16 protein-coding genes, 1 other RNA gene and 1 pseudogene are annotated in these 17,301 nt (G+C 65.1%); 9 read left to right on the plus strand and 9 right to left on the minus strand.

The window, feature by feature from the left end; all coding sequences use genetic code 11:
• Window positions 1-37 precede the first annotated feature (37 nt).
• Entirely contained in the window at window positions 38-700 is a 663-nt protein-coding gene (gene maiA, locus BJD12_RS08940) for a maleylacetoacetate isomerase (protein WP_005991795.1), read from the minus strand.
• 43 nt (window positions 701-743) lie between these two features.
• On the minus strand, window positions 744-1,802 hold the full coding sequence (locus BJD12_RS08945) for a fumarylacetoacetate hydrolase family protein (RefSeq protein ID WP_172797243.1): 1,059 nt from the start codon (window positions 1,800-1,802) through the stop codon (window positions 744-746).
• Between the two features lie 306 nt (window positions 1,803-2,108).
• On the opposite strand from BJD12_RS08945, the gene BJD12_RS08955 reads away from it, so the two are divergent.
• From BJD12_RS08955 to BJD12_RS08965, 3 genes are all read left to right on the plus strand, one after another.
• Window positions 2,109-3,494, plus strand: coding sequence for a DEAD/DEAH box helicase (locus tag BJD12_RS08955; protein WP_005991792.1), 1,386 nt, complete (start codon window positions 2,109-2,111; stop codon window positions 3,492-3,494).
• Window positions 3,495-3,648: 154 nt separating this feature from the next.
• On the plus strand, window positions 3,649-4,002 hold the full coding sequence (queD, locus tag BJD12_RS08960; RefSeq protein ID WP_039421851.1) for a 6-carboxytetrahydropterin synthase QueD: 354 nt from the start codon (window positions 3,649-3,651) through the stop codon (window positions 4,000-4,002).
• 191 nt (window positions 4,003-4,193) lie between these two features.
• Complete coding sequence (locus BJD12_RS08965) at window positions 4,194-4,529, plus strand: phasin family protein (RefSeq protein WP_005991790.1); 336 nt, start codon at window positions 4,194-4,196, stop codon at window positions 4,527-4,529.
• A gap of 163 nt (window positions 4,530-4,692) precedes the next feature.
• On the opposite strand, the gene bioD is transcribed toward BJD12_RS08965, so the two are convergent.
• A complete protein-coding gene (gene bioD / locus BJD12_RS08970) occupies window positions 4,693-5,367 on the minus strand; it encodes a dethiobiotin synthase (RefSeq protein ID WP_005991789.1) in 675 nt (224 codons plus the stop codon).
• 117 nt (window positions 5,368-5,484) lie between these two features.
• On the opposite strand from bioD, the gene BJD12_RS08975 reads away from it, so the two are divergent.
• Together BJD12_RS08975 and BJD12_RS08980 are read left to right on the plus strand one after the other, a co-directional pair.
• Complete coding sequence (locus BJD12_RS08975; RefSeq protein ID WP_005991788.1) at window positions 5,485-5,967, plus strand: GAF domain-containing protein; 483 nt, start codon at window positions 5,485-5,487, stop codon at window positions 5,965-5,967.
• A complete protein-coding gene (locus BJD12_RS08980; protein WP_005991787.1) occupies window positions 5,964-6,356 on the plus strand; it encodes a TfoX/Sxy family protein in 393 nt (130 codons plus the stop codon). Before BJD12_RS08975 ends, BJD12_RS08980 begins: the two co-directional genes overlap by 4 nt.
• Window positions 6,357-7,234: 878 nt before the next feature.
• Here BJD12_RS08980 and gph read toward each other — a convergent pair.
• The 3 genes from gph to dinB form a co-directional block, all read right to left on the minus strand.
• Window positions 7,235-7,885, minus strand: a complete 651-nt coding sequence (gene gph / locus BJD12_RS08990) for a phosphoglycolate phosphatase (RefSeq protein WP_005998431.1) — start codon at window positions 7,883-7,885, stop codon at window positions 7,235-7,237.
• Between the two features lie 113 nt (window positions 7,886-7,998).
• Window positions 7,999-8,075, minus strand: a non-coding RNA gene (locus BJD12_RS08995) — sX9 sRNA.
• A gap of 82 nt (window positions 8,076-8,157) precedes the next feature.
• Window positions 8,158-9,237: a DNA polymerase IV gene (gene dinB, locus BJD12_RS09000; protein ID WP_005998435.1), complete on the minus strand. Its 1,080-nt coding sequence runs from the start codon at window positions 9,235-9,237 to the stop codon at window positions 8,158-8,160.
• A 341-nt stretch (window positions 9,238-9,578) separates the two neighbouring features.
• Here dinB and fabA point away from each other — a divergent pair, with 341 nt between their 5' ends.
• The gene (gene fabA, locus BJD12_RS09005) at window positions 9,579-10,094 is read left to right on the plus strand and encodes a 3-hydroxyacyl-[acyl-carrier-protein] dehydratase FabA (protein ID WP_039421849.1); all 516 of its coding nucleotides are present in this window, start codon (window positions 9,579-9,581) and stop codon (window positions 10,092-10,094) included.
• A pseudogene (gene fabB, locus BJD12_RS09010) lies at window positions 10,094-11,301 on the plus strand (beta-ketoacyl-ACP synthase I). Before fabA ends, fabB begins: the two are co-directional and overlap by 1 nt.
• 217 nt (window positions 11,302-11,518) lie before the next feature.
• Here fabB and BJD12_RS09015 read toward each other — a convergent pair.
• Complete coding sequence (locus tag BJD12_RS09015; protein WP_042828826.1) at window positions 11,519-12,289, minus strand: SH3 domain-containing protein; 771 nt, start codon at window positions 12,287-12,289, stop codon at window positions 11,519-11,521.
• A gap of 196 nt (window positions 12,290-12,485) precedes the next feature.
• Between BJD12_RS09015 and BJD12_RS09020 the strand changes: the two genes are divergently transcribed.
• Window positions 12,486-13,430, plus strand: coding sequence for an IS481 family transposase (locus BJD12_RS09020; RefSeq protein WP_042828825.1), 945 nt, complete (start codon window positions 12,486-12,488; stop codon window positions 13,428-13,430).
• A 27-nt stretch (window positions 13,431-13,457) separates the two neighbouring features.
• Here BJD12_RS09020 and BJD12_RS09025 read toward each other — a convergent pair whose 3' ends face one another.
• Both BJD12_RS09025 and BJD12_RS09030 read right to left on the minus strand, forming a co-directional pair.
• On the minus strand, window positions 13,458-15,482 hold the full coding sequence (locus BJD12_RS09025) for a M3 family metallopeptidase (protein WP_005998447.1): 2,025 nt from the start codon (window positions 15,480-15,482) through the stop codon (window positions 13,458-13,460).
• Between the two features lie 92 nt (window positions 15,483-15,574).
• Window positions 15,575-16,678 carry a PLP-dependent cysteine synthase family protein gene (locus tag BJD12_RS09030; protein ID WP_005998449.1) on the minus strand — a complete coding sequence of 368 codons (1,104 nt, stop codon included), beginning with the start codon at window positions 16,676-16,678 and terminating at the stop codon, window positions 15,575-15,577.
• 132 nt (window positions 16,679-16,810) lie between these two features.
• Between BJD12_RS09030 and BJD12_RS09035 the strand changes: the two genes are divergently transcribed.
• Window positions 16,811-17,209: a CopL family metal-binding regulatory protein gene (locus tag BJD12_RS09035; protein ID WP_005998451.1), complete on the plus strand. Its 399-nt coding sequence runs from the start codon at window positions 16,811-16,813 to the stop codon at window positions 17,207-17,209.
• Window positions 17,210-17,301: the final 92 nt, after the last annotated feature.

Consider the following 17,301-nt stretch of genomic DNA (forward strand, 5'->3'; position numbering starts at 1 on the left):
GCCCCAAGGGCGGATGAGGGCTGCAGCGTTTTTGCCCTCAGGCCACCGCATCCACCTGCATTTCAGGCCGTGCCATATCGAAGGCCGGTAACGCCAGGCAAGCGTGCTCGATGCGCTGCAAGGTCGGATACGGCGCCAGATCGACGTCGAACCGGTGCGCGTTGTAGAGCTGCGGAATCAGCACGCAATCGGCCAGGCGTGGTACGTCGCCATGGCAGAAGCGCCCGGTCTGCGCATCGCGCGCCAGCTGTGTTTCCAGTGCGGCGAACCCGCGCTGCATCCAGTGCCGGGTCCACTGCAGGCGTTGCGCGGCCTCCAGCGCAAAGTCGTGCTCCAGCAGCTGGGTGACGCGCAGGTTGTTGAGCGGATGCACATCGCAGGCGATGAGTTGCGCCAGCGCGCGTACGCGGGCGCGTTCGACCGGGCCAGATGGCAGCAGCGCGGCGGTGTCCGCGAACGCCTCTTCCAGATACTCCAGAATCGCCAGCGATTGCGAAATGATCACCGCGCCGTGGCGCAGCGTGGGCACCAGTTCCTGCGGATTGAGCTGCGCGTAGGCTGGCGCATGCTGCTCGCCGCCCTCGCGCACCAGATGCACCGGATGGATGAGGTGGTCAAGCGCCTTCAACTGCAGGCCGATACGCACACGATACGCCGCGCTCGAACGCCAGTACGAAAACAGCTCCAGCACCGCGCTCATGTGCTCTGGCCGGTAGCCGCGGCCGTCGGCGGGACGATACGCGTCACGGCACTGGCTGCCGTTCGACGCGCTGCTCGATCGCGCCAAAGATGCTGGCGCCGCTGGCATCGAACATTTCGATTCGCACCACATCCCCGAACGCCATGAACGGGGTGCTCGGCTTGCCATCGCGCAAGGTCTCGACCACGCGCTGTTCGGCAAAGCACGACGCGCCCAGCGTGGTGTCTTGGTTGGCAATGGTGCCGGACCCGACAATCGTGCCAGCCGACAACGGCCGGGTCTTGGCGGCGTGGGCGATCAGCTGGGCAAAGTCGAACTGCATGTCGTTGCCCGCTTCCGGCGCACCGAACCAGGCGCCGTTGACATGGGTGACCAGCGGCAGATGGACCTTGTTGCCGCGCCAGGCATCGCCCAGCTCGTCGGGGGTGACGAACACTGGCGACAACGCCGAGCGCGGCTTGGACTGCACAAAACCAAAGCCCTTGGCGAGCTCGGCCGGGATCAGGTTGCGCAGCGAAACATCGTTAACCAGTCCGATCAGCTGGATATGCGCGGCGGCCTGGTCGGGCGAGGCGCCCATCGGCACATCATCGGTGACAACCACGATTTCGGCTTCCAGATCGATGCCGTGGTCTTCGCTGATCACCTTGATGGCATCGCGCGGACCGTAGAAGCCGGCGCTGGTGGCCTGATACATCAACGGGTCGGTGTAGAAGCTCTCCGGCACCTCGGCATTGCGCGCGCGACGCACCCGCTCCACATGCGGCAGGTAAGCGCTCCCATCGACGAATTCGTACGCGCGCGGGAGGGGTGCGGCCAGCGCCTGCAGATCCAGATCGAACACGCCGTCGGCGCTGCCCTCATCAAGCGCGGCAGACAAGGCGTTCAACCGTGGCGCGACGTTGCTCCAGTCTTCCAGCGCGCGCTGCAGCGTCGGCGCGATGCCGGTGGCGTGCACGGCCTTGCTCAGGTCGCGCGAGACCACGATCAGGCTGCCATCGCGGCCGCCTTCCTTCAGGGAACCTAGCTTCATGACCATCCTGTGGTGTGGCTGATCGGCCGATTGTACGACCTGCCGCAACAATGGTTGCGATTGAAACAGCTGACCCGCAGCCCAACTGGTGAACGCGCCTTTTGTGCAGCGCGCCAAACGCGCGTACACTTGCCGGGTCTGCATGCGGCCGTCCGTTTCCCTTAGGGACAGCCGGCGAGGCCAGGATCGATCGATCCGCTCGCCCGCCCCACCCGACGCCTTTCGTGGTGCCGACAAACCCATCGCTCTTTGATCGGGTTGATCCACCATCTCGCAGCGCGGTTCACGGGAACGCTCCGAGCCTCACTTTTGCATCTGCAATGCGTTTGCGCTCCAGGCCTGGCCTGGCGGCGACGCTTTACTTGGAGCTTCCTGATGTCTTTTGAATCCCTGGGCCTTGCGCCCTTCCTGCTGCGCGCGTTGGCCGAGCAGGGCTATGAAACCCCCACTGCGATCCAGCAGCAGGCGATCCCGTTGGTGCTGGCCGGTCACGACCTGCTGGCCGGCGCGCAGACCGGTACCGGCAAGACCGCCGCGTTCGGCCTGCCGCTGCTGCAGCACCTGGGCACCAGCCCGCAGCCGGTCAACGGCCCGCGCAAGCCGCGCGCGCTGATCCTGACCCCCACCCGCGAGCTGGCCACCCAGGTGCACGACAGCCTGCGCGGCTACAGCAAGTACCTGCGCATCCCCAGCGCGGTGATCTACGGCGGCGTGGGCATGGGCAACCAGCTCGACACCCTGCGTCGTGGCGTGGACCTGCTGATCGCGTGCCCGGGCCGGCTGATCGATCATATCGAGCGTCGCAGCGTGGACCTGTCCGGCATCGAAGTGCTGATCCTGGACGAAGCCGATCGCATGCTCGACATGGGCTTCTTGCCGTCGATCAAGCGCATCCTGACCAAGCTGCCGCGCCAGGACCGTCAGACGCTGCTTTTCTCGGCCACCTTTGAAGAGAACATCAAGCAGTTGGCGCTGGAATTCATGCGCAACCCGATGCAGATCCAGGTCACCCCGAGCAACACCGTGGCCGAGAGCATCACCCACCGCGTGCACCCGGTCGATGGCGCGCGCAAGCGCGATCTGCTGCTGCACCTGCTGGCGCAGGACAGCCGCGAGCAGACCCTGGTGTTCGCACGTACCAAGCACGGCAGCGACAAGCTGGCGCTGTTCCTGGAGAAGTCCGGCATCAAGACCGCGGCGATCCATGGCAACAAGAGCCAGGGCCAGCGCATGCGTGCCCTGAGCGACTTCAAGGCCGGCCGCGTGACCGTGCTGGTGGCCACCGATATCGCCGCACGCGGCATCGATATCGACCAGCTGCCGAAGGTCATCAACTACGACCTGCCGATGGTCGCCGAGGATTACGTGCACCGCATCGGCCGCACCGGCCGTAACGGTTCCACCGGCGAGGCGATCTCGCTGGTGGCGCAGGACGAAGCCAAGCTGCTGCGCCAGATCGTGCGCATGCTGGGCCGCGACGTGGAAATCCGCGACGTGCCGGGCTACGAGCCGCAGACCCCGATCCGTTGGGGTAACAGCGCGCCGGGCCGTGCCGAGCAGCCGGGCGGCGATCGCGCACCGCGCAAGAGCCACGCCCGTCGTCCGCATGGCGATGCACCGCGTCAGGCGCATGCGCATGCCGGCCCGAAGAAGCCGGGTGGCCAGCGTAATGCTGGGCCGCGTCAGGCCAATGCGGGCGCAGGTGCCGGCCGGCGCGACAGCCGTGGCGGCGCTGGCCGTCCGGCCAACCGCGGCGCCTGATAGACGGCGCCTGCTGGGCACAAGGGCCGCCATGCGGCCCTTGTTGTATCAGGCCCACGTTTTGTACCTGGCCCGGCGAATCCGGACCTTTGCGTGATCCGGCGCTGCGCCGGCACGCCCCCTTCCCTTTCGTTACCGCTTGCCGATCACCGTCATGGATATCTTCAAAGTCTTTACGCTCGAAGCCGCGCATCGGCTTCCCAATGTGCCGCCCGGCCACAAGTGCGCCCGCCTGCATGGGCATTCGTTCCGGGTCGAGCTGCACGTCAGTGGCGAACCGGGTGCCGACACCGGCTGGATCATGGATTTCGGCGATATCAAGGCGGCCTTCAAACCGATCTACGACCGGCTGGACCACCATTACCTCAATGACATCGAGGGGTTGGAGAATCCGACCAGCGAGCGGCTGGCGATCTGGATCTGGGATCAGCTCAAGCCGGCACTGCCGCAATTGAGCGAGATCGTGGTGCATGAGACCTGCACCTCCGGTTGCCGCTATCGCGGTTGATCGCCTGCGCAATGTTTGAAATGAGGCCGCCCGATGGGCGGCTTCATCGTTTCTGGCGCGCTAACAAGTTCTTGAATGCAAAAGAATTTACGCAAGGTTTTGGAAAAATTCAGCAAACTTGTTGCATCGCACCAATATCTGCGTATGCTGCAACGCAAAAAACGGTCACGGCATTCCCCAAGGGGTTCGCAATGTCGGCGCAGTTCGATAACAGCTTTACCAGTCAGTTCGCCTCTGCCGCAGCACGAGCCAATCAGTTGGCATTGGACACGCTGGAGCAGAACGTCAACGCGACCACCAGCTTCTTCGGTGAGTTTGCGCAAGCACGCGATCTGGATGCCTACCAGACGCTGTGGCCGAAAGGCCTGCAACTGGCCCGCGACAACCTGGAGCGCTTGGCCTCGGTCAACCAGGAAGTGGTCGGGATGGGGTTGAAGACGTCCAGCGAGCTTGGGCAGTTCGCCAAGCAGCAGTTCGACACCGGCAGCGAGCAGGCCGGCTCAACAGGCAAGACACGGCGCAAGTAACGGCCACCAAAATTCAGCGTCTTTGCATGGGTCCCTCCCCCCGTGCAATCCGGCCCGACAGATCCCTCCCTCTGTCGGGCTTTTTTATTGCGCGTTTGCAGGCGATCTATCGCCGCAGCTTGCGCGCAGCGATTGGCGCTGGCGTGCTTACGGCCAGGCGCGGCTAGATCGGTAGCCGCAACTCCTGCGCCTGGCTGGCGGCATCGGCACCCGGACGCCAACGGATGCGCCCCCAGCACGGCATCGCCAGCCGCTGGTGCAGCATCTGGATGTTCTCCTCCACGCGCTCCATCTGCGGATCGACCTCGTTGGCGATCCAGCCGATACACGCGAGCCCGTCGGCGGCGATGGCGGAAGCGGTCAGGCGCGCATGGTTGATGCAACCCAGCCGCACGCCGACCACCAGCACCACCGGCAGTTGCAGCGCACGGACCAGGTCGGCCTGGTCCAGATCGGCGCTGAGCGGCGCGGCCCAGCCGCCGACCCCTTCGACCACCACCACCTCGGCCTGGCGACGCAACTGTGCGAAGGCCCGCGTGATCGGGTCCAGCGACAGGGTCACGCCGACATCGGCGGCGGCGAGCTCCGGTGCCAACGGTGCGGGCAAGGCGTAGGGGTTGAGGGTGGCGTAGTCCGGCTGCGGGTGGCTGGCCGCCTGCAGCGCCAGCGCGTCTTCATTGCGCCAGCCATCCGACGTCTGTTCGCAGCCACTGGCGACCGGCTTCATCCCCACCGCGGTGTGCCCGCGCGCGCGTAGTGCGTGCAGCAGCGCCGTGCTACCCATGGTCTTGCCGATGCCGGTATCGGTGCCGGTGACATACAACGCCGGGTGCTGCATGCGTTCGATCCTGCGGCCGGGCCGCCATTGCCGAGAGGGCGCGCAGCATAACGCGCGAATCCAGACGCGCGGCTGAGTCGCAATGCCGCTGCGGATGGCCGCTGCTAAACTTCGGCCATGTTCGCCACCTCTTCGCTAACCGGCAGCAAGCCGGAACAATATGCCCAGCTCACCGCCCAGGCCCAGGCCCTGGTGCACGGCGAGCCGGATCGGATCGCCAATGCCGCCAATCTGGCCGCACTGATCTTCCATTCGCTGCCGTCGCTCAACTGGGCCGGCTTCTACTTTTACGATGGCCGCGAGCTGGTCGTGGGTCCGTTCCAGGGCCTGCCGGCCTGTGTGCGCATTTCCTTGGACAAGGGCGTATGCGGTGCGGCCGCCACGACCCGGCAAAGCCAGCGCATTGCCGACGTGGACGCGTTTCCCGGGCATATTGCCTGCGATTCGGCGTCGCGCTCGGAACTGGTGATTCCATTGGTCAAGGGCGAGACGTTGATCGGTGTGCTGGATCTGGACAGCCCGGAGCTGGATCGCTTCGACGCCGACGACCAGCACGGCCTGGAAGCCATCGCGCAGGTCTTCGTCGGCGCGTTGACGTGACCACCGAGCGGCTGCGCAACATCGGCCCGAAAAGTGCAGCGTGGCTGCGCCAGGTCGGCCTGCGCACGCAGCAGGATCTGCAGGCGGTCGGCGCGGTGGGCGCGTTCGTCAAAGTGCGCCGCGCCGGTTTCAAGCCCAGCCTCAATCTGCTGTATTCGCTGGAAGGCGCCCTGACCGATTGCCATTGGCAGGACGTGCCGGAAGCGCGGCGGCACGCCTTGCTGGCCGAATACGAGGCGGCCAGTGCGCTTTTACCAGTGCGCGGCCGCGCGGTCGCCGGGCCGGTGGAGACCGTGCACTACGCGCGAGCCGACAACGACGATACGCATGGCGACATGCTCGACGCAGACGACGACGCTGCGGACCTGAGCCAGACGCGCGAGGATTGAGAACCGCCGGCGAGATGGCTGCGCTGCCGCAAGGCGGACGCAGTCGGTGACCGGCACCGGCGCTCCCTACATGCACATACGCCGGTTCCATCGCGTTGTGTGCGCGGGGGAGCGCCCGCTACGTTCTGGCAGACGTCTTGAGTTGGTTGCGCAGTGTTGCTACCGCTAGCTACGCGAAGCGAGGCGATGGCAATTCGATCAAGGCAAGCGCCGTCAGTGAGATTTCTCGATCGCTTGATCGTCGATCGCTCACATCGTCAATGCGCCGCCGCGGCTCGCAGGCTTGGTGCGAACAATGCACCCAACGCCTGATCATGGCTGAGGCCAGGCAACGCCTCAGAGTCGGCTGTGACGCCGGATAACGACGACGATAAGGTGGCGAGGTGTCGTGCGAATGTTGCCAGCGACACGCACTGACCCTTCTGCGTGTTTTAAGAGCGGCTAGCACAACCTAGCGAGCGCCTGTCAGTGAGTGCAGTGATTTTGTCGGCCGCATCTTTGTGGATGCAGTCAAAAGTCCAGATCAAACGCTGAATGGGTCGAATGCGCGGTGCCCTCACCGTTCGCGGGACACGCCGCAAGTACGTCCCTGTAGGCTCAGTGGCGGCATCCATGCCGCCACACGGCCCCGCAAGCGGTGAGGACCCCGCACCAGAAAGTTGGTCGGCTGCGTTGTTGAAAACATGCACACCGATCATCTCGACGGGTCATTGCCCGCCGACCGTCGCGGGACCTTACGCGGCATGGATGCCGCGTAAGAGCTTACAGGGACGTACTTGCAGCGTGTCCCGCGACGGTGGAAGGGCAAGGGCCTTGCAGCCAGGCAGCAGATCAGCCGGACTGCAGTGGACTGGCGTGACGTCGTTCTGTTAACCGCTCTAAGTCAATGCAAGCAGCTCGCGCATGTCATCCATGATCGCCACCGCGCCGGCGGTTTGTACGTCGAAGCCGCGCAGATAGCCGTAGCGCACCATCGCCAATGGCATTGCCGCTGCATTTGCGGCGGCCGCATCGGTGGCCGAATCGCCCACCATCAGGCATTGCTGCGGGCTGTGCTGGAATTGCCTGGCCAGGTGCAGCAGCGGCGCCGCGTCTGGCTTGCGCTGCGGCAGCGAATCGCCACCGAGCACGCTGCTGAATTGTGCAGCGATGCCCAGGTGCTCCAGCAGCGGTGCGATAAATCGCGACGGTTTGTTGGTGCACAACGCCAGCGTGGCGCCGGCCTCACGCAGGCCGGCCAACGCCTCGCCGACACCGGGATAAAGCTGTGGGTTGTGCAGCAGACTAGCTTCGTAGTGACGCATCATCACCGGCATCGCGCTGTCGGCATCGTGCGTGCCGCCGGCCTCGCGCAAGGCAGCGGCAAGCAGCACGTGCACGCCTTCGCCGATCCAGCCGCGGATCGTCGCCTCGCTGAACTGCTGCAGCCCGAGTTCTTGCAAGGTCGCGTTGAGCGCTTCGGCAATATTGGGTGCGCTGTCCACCAGCGTGCCGTCCAGGTCGAAGATCACCAGCGGATACAGATACATGCACAACGCCTCGTTGGGGAGCGGCCTGCAGTGTACGAGCGGCTGGATTCAGAGCGCGTCAGCGTGCATGGCGGAGATGCGGGATGCCGTCATCGCAGCGTGCAGCTGAGAGCGGCCAACAACACGTAGCGCGCAGTCGTCAGGCGGGTGTGGACGGCGCGCTCAGAATCGGAGCGTGCGAGTGGTACCTACCGCCCCGAGCACCGGAATGCACGCCTGGCGGTGAGCAGAGTCTTCTTGGAGCTGCACCACATCGCAAGCACAAGTCGCACTCACTGCGCCTGCGGCATCTCGCCGAACAACTCACCCTGCACCGCGCCCTCTTCGGCATCGCTGAAACCGCTCAGCCCCACACCGACCAAGCGATAGCGCGTCTCGTCGGGCAGCTCCACGCGCCGGGTTAGCGCCAGCGCGATCTGCGCCAATGCATCCAGTGACGCCGGCGGCTGCTCCGGTGTGTACGAGCGGGTCAGGATGCGAAAATTCGAGGTCTTCAGCTTCAGCACCACCGTGCGCCCGATCCGCTCGGTACGCCGCGTGGCGAGCCAGGTTTTTTCGGCCAGACGCAGGATATGTGGGTCCAGTGCATCGAGCGCCAGATCCTCGCTGAAGGTGTCTTCCGAGGACACCGATTGCACTTCCTGATCCGGCTCCACCGGGCGCTCGTCGATGCCGCGCGCGCGGCGATACAGGCTCTGGCCGAAGCTGCCGAAATGCGCCTGCAATTCTTCCAGCGGGCGCAGTCGCAGATCGGCGACAGTGACGATGCCCAACGCCGCCAGCTTGCCGTCCATCACCTTGCCCACGCCCGGGATGCGATTGACTTTGAGCGGCAGCAGAAACGCATCCACGCGACTGGGGGCGATGACGAACTGACCATCGGGCTTGCGCCAGTCCGAGGCGATCTTGGCCAGGAACTTGTTCGGCGCGATGCCGGCCGATGCGGTGAGCTGGGTTTCGTCGCGGATCTGGGTGCGGATCAGCTGTGCGATTTCGGTCGCCAGTTGCATGCCGGTCTTGGCGTGCGTGACATCCAGATAGGCTTCGTCCAGCGACAACGGCTCGACCAGATCGGTATGCCGATGAAAGATCTCGCGCACCTGCCGCGACACCGCCTTGTAGCGCGCAAAATCCGGCGGTACGAACACCGCATCCGGGCAGAGCCGCTCTGCACGCAGCGCCGGCATCGCCGAGCGGATGCCGAAGGTACGCGCTTCGTAGGACGCGGCGCACACCACCGAGCGTGCACCGCGCCAGGCCACCACGACCGGCTTGCCGCGCAGGCTGGGATCGTCACGTTGCTCCACGGACGCGTAGAACGCATCCATGTCCACGTGCACGATCTTGCGCATCAAGCTGGCGTCTCTCCACTCAGGATGCAGCCATGATAAAGCAGCGGCGTCTCACGCCTTGATCCAGTGCTAACGGCAACGCGGCGCGAACGGGCGCGACCGCTGCCCGTTGTTGTCTTCGCCATCGCTCTGCACCCGCATGGTGGTGCAGGTGATCCGGTGGTTGGTCATAGCCGGATTGCATGCACGGGCGCCAGACATCGACTCTCCACATCGTGCGCCGCACTGCCGCATCGGCTGAAAACAGCACGCATGCGTACGGATAAAACGTTTGATTGAACCGCGCCGGCTCATGCACCCTTGCCGGCTTCGCCATTCGCTCCCTGCAGGAAACGTTTGTGATGACTCGTCAAAGTGCGTATTCGCGCGACCAGCTGCTGGCCAGCGCGCGTGGGGAATTGTTCGGACCCGACAGCGGCCGGCTGCCGAACGACCCGATGCTGATGTTCGACCGCATCACCGAGATCAGCGACACCGGCGGCGCGCACGGCAAGGGCGTGATTCGCGCCGAGCTGGATGTCCGCCCCGACCTGTGGTTCTTCGGTTGCCACTTCATCGGCGACCCGGTGATGCCCGGTTGCCTGGGGCTGGATGCGATGTGGCAGCTGACCGGCTTTTTCCTGACCTGGATCGGCGCTGCAGGCCGCGGCCGTGCGCTGGGTTGCGGGGAGGTCAAGTTCACCGGGCAGGTGTTGCCGAGCGCCAAACTGGTGAGCTACGAGATCGATGTCAGCCGCGTGATCAACCGTAAGCTGGTGATGGCGCAGACCGATGCGCGCATGCTGGTGGACGGGCGCGAGATCTATACCGCCAAGGACCTGCGCGTGGGCATGTTCACTTCGACGGAGAACTTCTGATGCGTCGTGTCGTCGTCACCGGAATGGGCATCAATTCGTGTCTGGGCAACGACCTGGACACCGTCTCCACCGCCCTGCGCGAAAGCCGCTCCGGCATCACCGCCCTGCCCGATCATGCCGATGCCGGTCTGCGCAGCCAGGTCGGCGGCGCGGTCACACTGGATCTGGAAGCGTTGATCGACCGCAAACTCAAGCGCTTCATGGGCGACGCCTCCGCGTACGCCTATCTGGCCATGCGCGATGCGATTGCCGACGCGGGCTTGAGTGCCGAACAGGTCAGCGATGTGCGCACCGGGGTGATCGCCGGCTCCGGCGGCGGCTCCAGCCAGTGGCAGGTGGAGACCGCCGACCTGCTGCGCAACCGTGGCGTGCGCAAGGTGGGCCCGTACATGGTGCCGCGCACGATGTGTTCGGCGGTGTCGGCGTCGCTGGCCACCGCGTTCAAGATCCGTGGGCTGAGCTATTCATTGTCGGCCGCCTGCGCGACGTCCGCGCATTGCATCGGCGCGGCCGCAGATCTGATTCGCCATGGCGCGCAGGATGTGATGTTCGCCGGCGGCGGCGAAGAACTGCACTGGACCATGAGCGTGATGTTCGATGCGATGGGCGCGCTGTCCACCGGCTTCAACGATCGCCCGGCGGTGGCCTCGCGTCCGTACGACGCGCAGCGCGATGGTTTTGTCATCGGCAGCGGCGGCGGCATGCTGGTGCTGGAAGACTACGACCACGCCGTTGCACGCGGTGCACGTATCCATGCCGAATTGCTTGGCTATGGCGTGACCTCCGATGGTGCGGACATGGTGGCGCCCAGCGGTGAAGGCGCGGTGCGCTGCATGCATATGGCCATGCAAGGGCTGGAGCGCCCGATTGATTACCTCAACACGCACGGCACCTCGACACCGCTGGGCGATGTCACTGAACTGGGCGCGGTGCGCGAGGTGTTCGGCGACAACGCCCCCCCCTATCGTCGACCAAGGCGCTGTCCGGCCATTCGCTGGGGGCGGCTAGCGTGCACGAGGCGATCTATAGCCTGCTGATGCTGCGCGACGGCTTTATGGCCGGCTCGGCACATATCGATGAGCTCGACCCGCGCGCCGAAGGCTTCCCGATTCTGCGACAGACCCAGGACGCAACCTTGAACACGGTAATGTCCAACAGCTTCGGCTTTGGCGGCACCAACGGCACATTGGTGTTCGGCCGGGTGTAATAGCTGGTGCCACTGCCGCGATCACGCTGCGGTGGCACCGGTTACGGCGATGACAAAAGCGCACCGAGAACGTAGCGGCTGCCGTGGTCTTGCATGCAATCGGTCGATGCCGTGGGCCAGGCGCGGCAAGCGGGGTCTACGGAGTTGGTCCCGCCACAAGGCGCCAACCGCAATGCCCTGCCAAGTGCACGCCAGACCTCGTTCGACCAACGGCCGGCTAGCGGCCTTGCTGGTCGCGAATTTTCCGTTCCCGAACCGATTGCTCGTAGTCGATGCTTGCCTGGTCGATACAACTCTGTGAGCCGCCGTCCTGACTTTGTGAGCTTGCGCACCTGTTCAGAACCGCTCCGTCGTAGTCGCTGCGTGCCTGAGAGATACAACTCTGCACGGCACTGTCCTGGCCTCCTGAGCGTTCGCACCTGTTGATCTTCTCATCCCGTCTATCACGGTCTAGCCGATTCAGCGCAGCCCGATCGATCACGTCCCGCTCGCGTTCGGTGCGCTCGTTCTCTGCACGTGTCTCAAGCTTGGCGCGTCGTGCCATGGACTGCACTCCGTCCGCCGGCACGCCCTCGCCAGGTGCCAAGAGCTCCAGTGGTAGCGCGTCCCCCGGCGTGTGATCGCGCCAGAACGCTCGCTCGCTCTCGACCGTCCATTCGCGGCCGCGATAGTGCGTGTCCCAGTAGGTGTCCAGCGAGAACTTCACTTTCGGCACCACGCGATTCAGGGCGCCGTGATTCAGCACGATCGAGGTCGCAGGAAGCCAACCCCGTGCCTCCGGAGAACGCACGTCGCACCAGGTGCCGCTGTCGAGACAACCATAGACCTGAAGCGCATTGCCGGGCTGAACTTCGCCAACGCGCCGGTACTCTTCAGCAGGCCCGGCGCGCAGGCCAACCAGGCCGTTGGCGTGACCGGCGTGCTGCGCCCAAACCGGCATGGCCGCGGCCATCAGCCATAGGGCACTCCATGACAAACGTCGCTGCATTGCGCTCTCCTTGTGCCTGTTCCACTGCATGTTGCGCCTCGCCAAGAGGCGCCACGTCGCTGTTGTAAGACAGCTCACCTCAATGCAATGCGAACACCGTAGCGACCGCTAGCTGTGATCTCTCGGTAGGTTGTTCATCCGGGGCATCTCTGGAAGATGGGGGTTGCGAAGCCAACCCAGCCCCCAGGAGCCCCGGATGAACCTGCATAAACATGCCCGTTTGAGCCCGCGCGGTCGAGCCCTGCTCGTGGACCGCATCCTTGTTCAGGGCCTTCGCATCCAAGAAGCAGCGCATGCGGCCGGTGTCAGCGTCCGCACGGCCTATAAGTGGCTCAGACGGTTCAAGGAAGAAGGTCCGCAAGGCTTGGTCGACCGGTCCTCTCGGCCACGTTCCTGCCCGCATGCCACGCCACAGGAGATTGTGCAGCACGTCATCGAGCGGCGCCGCGCACGACAGACGTATCGGCAGATCGCCGGGCACCTGCCTGTGGCCCCGAGCACCATCGCCCGGCTGCTGCGTCGCGCCGGCCTGCACCGCTTGGCCGAACTGCAGCCGGCTGCGCCGGAGAACCGCTACGAATACGCCTTGCCCGGCCAACTGCTGCATCTGGACATCAAGAAGCTCGCGCGTTTCCGACAGCCGGGACATCGGGTCACCAGCAATCGCCAGGTCAACTCCGATGGCATCGGCTGGGAATACGTCCATCTGGCCATCGATGACCACTCCCGCATGGCGTTCGGCTCCATCGAGCCGGACGAGCGCGGTCGCAGTGCGTGCAGGGCGCTGTTGCGGACAGTGCGCTACTACCGGCGCTTGGGCGTGCAATTTGAGCGCGTCCTGACCGACAACGGCGCCTGCTACAGATCGCGTAGCTTCCGACGCCTGGTCCGTCGGTTGGGCATGCGTCACCTGCGCACGCGCCCATACACCCCACGCACCAATGGCAAGGCTGAGCGGCTGGTGCAAACCAGCCTGCGCGAATGGGCCTACGCCCGCTCCTACGCCAACTCCGAGCAGCGAGCCCACGCGCTGCAGGGCTGGCTTCATCACTACAACTGGCATCGACCACATGCCAGCCTTGGCTACAGGCCACCCATCACCCGAATCCCACTGAACAACGTGGTGGGTTTACACAACTAGCCGGTGACGACGGCCCAATCGGCACCATCAGCCCGCCATGCCGTTGTGCCGCAGCAGCGCGTCGATGCTGGGCGCCCGGCCACGGAAGGCACGGAAGTTGTCGGCAGCACTGCGGCTGCCGCCACGCGACAACACATCATGGCGGAAGCGCGCACCGGTCTCGGCAATCTGCTCGGGTGCTTCTTCGAAGGCGGCGTAGGCGTCGGCACTGAGCACTTCGGCCCATTTGTAGCTGTAGTAGCCAGCCGCATAGCCACCGGCAAAGATGTGGCTGAACTGATGCGGGAAGCGATTCCACGCCGGCGGGCGATTGACGGCCACCTCATCGCGCACGCGCTCGATCAGCTGCAGCACGCTGTCCTGGACCGGGTCGAAACTGCTGTGCAATTGCATGTCGAACAATGCAAATTCCAGCTGCCGCACGGTGAACACGCCGCTCTGGAAATTGCGCGCAGCCAGCAGCCGATCGAACAGATTGCGCGGCAATGGTTCACCGGTCTGCACATGCGCGGTCATCGCCTGCACGCGTTCCCATTCCCAGCAGAAGTTCTCCATGAACTGGCTGGGCAATTCCACCGCATCCCATTCCACACCATTGATGCCGGCCACGCCCAACTCGCCGATGCGGGTGAGCAACTGATGCAGGCCGTGCCCCATTTCATGGAACAGCGTGGTGACTTCGCCATGCCGGAACGTGGCTGGCACATCGCCACTGCCGCGGCCGAAATTGCACACCAGATACACCAACGGTGTCTGCACGCCATTGGCAGTCTCGCGGCGGTTGCGGCAATCGTCCATCCATGCGCCACCGCGCTTGCCTTCGCGCGCGTACAGATCCAGATAGAACTGGCCGACCAGCGCGCCTTGCGCGTCTTCCAGGCGATAGAACCGCACATCCGGATGCCATACCGGCGCGCTATCCGGCTTGACGCGCAGCCCGTACAGGCTGTGGATCACATCGAACAGCCCGGCCAACACGTTGGGCTCGGTGAAATACTGCTTCATTTCCTGCTCGGAGAAGCTGTAGCGCGCCTGCTTGAGCTTTTCGCTGACGTAGGCCAGGTCCCAGGCCTGCAGTTCGTCCAGGCCAAGTTCGTCGCGTGCGAAGGCTTCGAGTTCGGCACGGTCGCGTTGCGCATAGGGCTTTGCGCGCACTGCCAGATCGCGCAGGAAGCCCATTACTTCATCCGGGCTTTGCGCCATCTTGGTGGCGACCGAATACTCGGCGTAAGTGGCAAACCCGAGCAGCTGCGCCAGTTCTGCGCGCAGGGCGAGAATGCGATCGATATTGGCGCTGTTGTCCAGCGCGGCGTCGCCGAATTCGGACGCGCGCTCGGCATTGGCGCGATACAGCAGCGCGCGCAGTTCGCGGCTATCGGCATCGCTTTGCACCGGCAGATAACACGGCATCTGCAAGGTGAACTTCCAGCCCGGCACACCGTCCTTTTCCGCAGCAGCGCGGGCGGCGGCGATCACTTCGGCCGGCAGCCCCGACAACTGCGCCTGATCTTCGGTCACGTACGCCCATGCATCGGTGGCGTCGAGCACGTTTTGCGAAAACTTGGCTGCCAACGCCGACAGCTCTTCCTGGATCTGCGCAAAGCGCGCCTTGGCATCGTCGTCCAGTTCGGCGCCGCCGAGGCGGAAATCGCGCAGCGCGTTGTCCAGCACCTTGCGACGTGCGGCGTCGTAATCGGCCGCTTCCGGCGATTGCGCCAGCGCCTTGTACTGTGCGTACAAGGCCAGGTTCTGGCCCAGCGCGCTGCCGAAGCGGCTGACCTTGGGCAGATTGCTGTTGTAGGCCTCGCGTAGCTCGGGCGTGTTCATCACCGCCTGCAGATGGCCTACCTGGCCCCACGCGCGCCACAAGCGTTCGGTGGCATCGTCCAGCGGCACCACGAAGCTGTCCCAGCTCACCGGGCTGACCTGCTCGGCCGCCTTCACCGCCGCTTCCGCCTCGGCCAGCAGTTGGTCGATCGCCGGACCTACATGGTCGGGACGGATCGCATCGAAGGACGGCAGTCCGGACAGGTCGAGCAGCGGGTTGGTCATGGGGCGCTCCGGCGGTGGACTGGATCAGGGATGACGAAATGTCGGGGGCACGTGCCAACGCTCAGCGCGTTGGCACGCTCCCGATATGGCGGTCATTCCAGCGCAGCACAAGGCAGCGGCGGCAAGGCGCCGCCGTTGACGGCGCCGGTAATGGCCGCATCGCTGTCGGCGATATCGATCGCGCGCTCCACATACCAGGCCGGGTTGTAATAACTGTGCGCGTAGCGCTCGCCGGCATCGCACAGGATGGTGACGATGGAGCCCTGGCGGCCTTCGGCGCGCATCCGCTGCGCGGCGTGCAGCACGCCGATGAAGTTGGTGCCGGTGGAACCGCCCACGCGCCGGCCCAGGGTGGCGCTGACGTGGCGCATCGCCGCCAGGCTCAAGGCATCGGGCACCTTGATTATTTCGTCCACGCAGCTGGCAATGAAGCTCGATTCCACCCGCGGCCGGCCGATGCCTTCGATGCGCGAGCCGCCGGTGATCGCCAGCTCCTTGGGGCACTGCCCATCCACCGCGCGGCAATAGCCATCGAAGAACACCGACACCTCCGGGTCCACGCACAGGATGCGGGTGTGGTGCCGGCGATAGCGCACATAGCGCCCCAGGGTGGCGCTGGTGCCGCCGGTGCCGGGGCTGCAGACGATCCAGTCCGGAATCGGGTGCGGTTCTTCGGCCAGCTGCTTGAAGATCGATTCGGCGATGTTGTTGTTGGCACGCCAGTCGGTGGCGCGTTCGGCGTAGGTGAACTGGTCCATGAAATGCCCACCGGTCTCGCGCGCGAGCTGGTGCGAGGCGCTGTCCAGGTCGCAGGCGCGCTCCACCAGGTGGCAGCGCCCACCCTGGAATTCGATCGCGGCGATCTTCTCGGGCGAAGTCGAGGACGGCATTACTGCGATGAAGGGCACACCTAGCAAGCGCGCGAAATAGGCTTCGGAAATCGCGGTGGAACCGCTGGACGCCTCGATCACCGGACGCCCTGCACGCAGCCAGCCATTGGTCAGCGCGTACAGAAACAGCGAACGCGCCAGGCGGTGCTTGAGGCTGCCGGTGGGGTGGCTGGATTCGTCCTTGAAGTACAGGTCGATGCCCGGATGGCCCGGCAAATTCATCGGGATCAGATGAGTGTCGGCCGAACGGTTGAAATCGGCTTCGATCTTCTGGATGGCGGCGGCCACCCACTGGCGCTGCGACATGGGTACGGACGTGATGCGAAAGAGGCGCCAATTCTACCACCACCAGGCGCGCACCCGCGGCAGGCGGTCATCGGCCGGACGGCTGCAGGCCGATGGTATGCTGCCAGTGTCCTCTGCCAGCCCCGACCGCCCGTGCTGCGTTGCCTGTTCCGCCTGCTGCTATGCCTGTGCCTGGTCGCCAATACGGCCACCGGAGCGTGGGCGTCGGTGGGTATGGCCATGCCGCACAGCGTGATGCCGCAGACGGAGCCGCACACGATGCAAATACATGTAACGGCGGCGGCGATGCCTTGCCATGACGCCATGCCAGCGGCCGATGCGGCGCCGTTGCCCGATAAGGCCAGGCACGCGCACGCGAGCGACTGCTGCAAGCTGGGCAGCTGCGACTGCCTGCAGCACTGCAGCCTGGCCTTGCTGACCCTGCCTGCGGTTCCGGCGGGGCTGCTCGGTCATTCTGCGGTGCCTGCCGCCCTGGACGAAGGCCGCAGCAGCCCGGCACACGAGCAACCGGTTCGACCTCCCATCGGCTAGCGGCCGACACGACACCGCGCTGCGCGGCGAGCGCGCGTGGCCAGTGCGCAACACCGGCAGGGACTGCGTGCACGCTGTCACAGTGCGTCCAC

It is taken from the genome of Xanthomonas vesicatoria ATCC 35937 (assembly GCF_001908725.1).
GTDB lineage: Bacteria > Pseudomonadota > Gammaproteobacteria > Xanthomonadales > Xanthomonadaceae > Xanthomonas > Xanthomonas vesicatoria.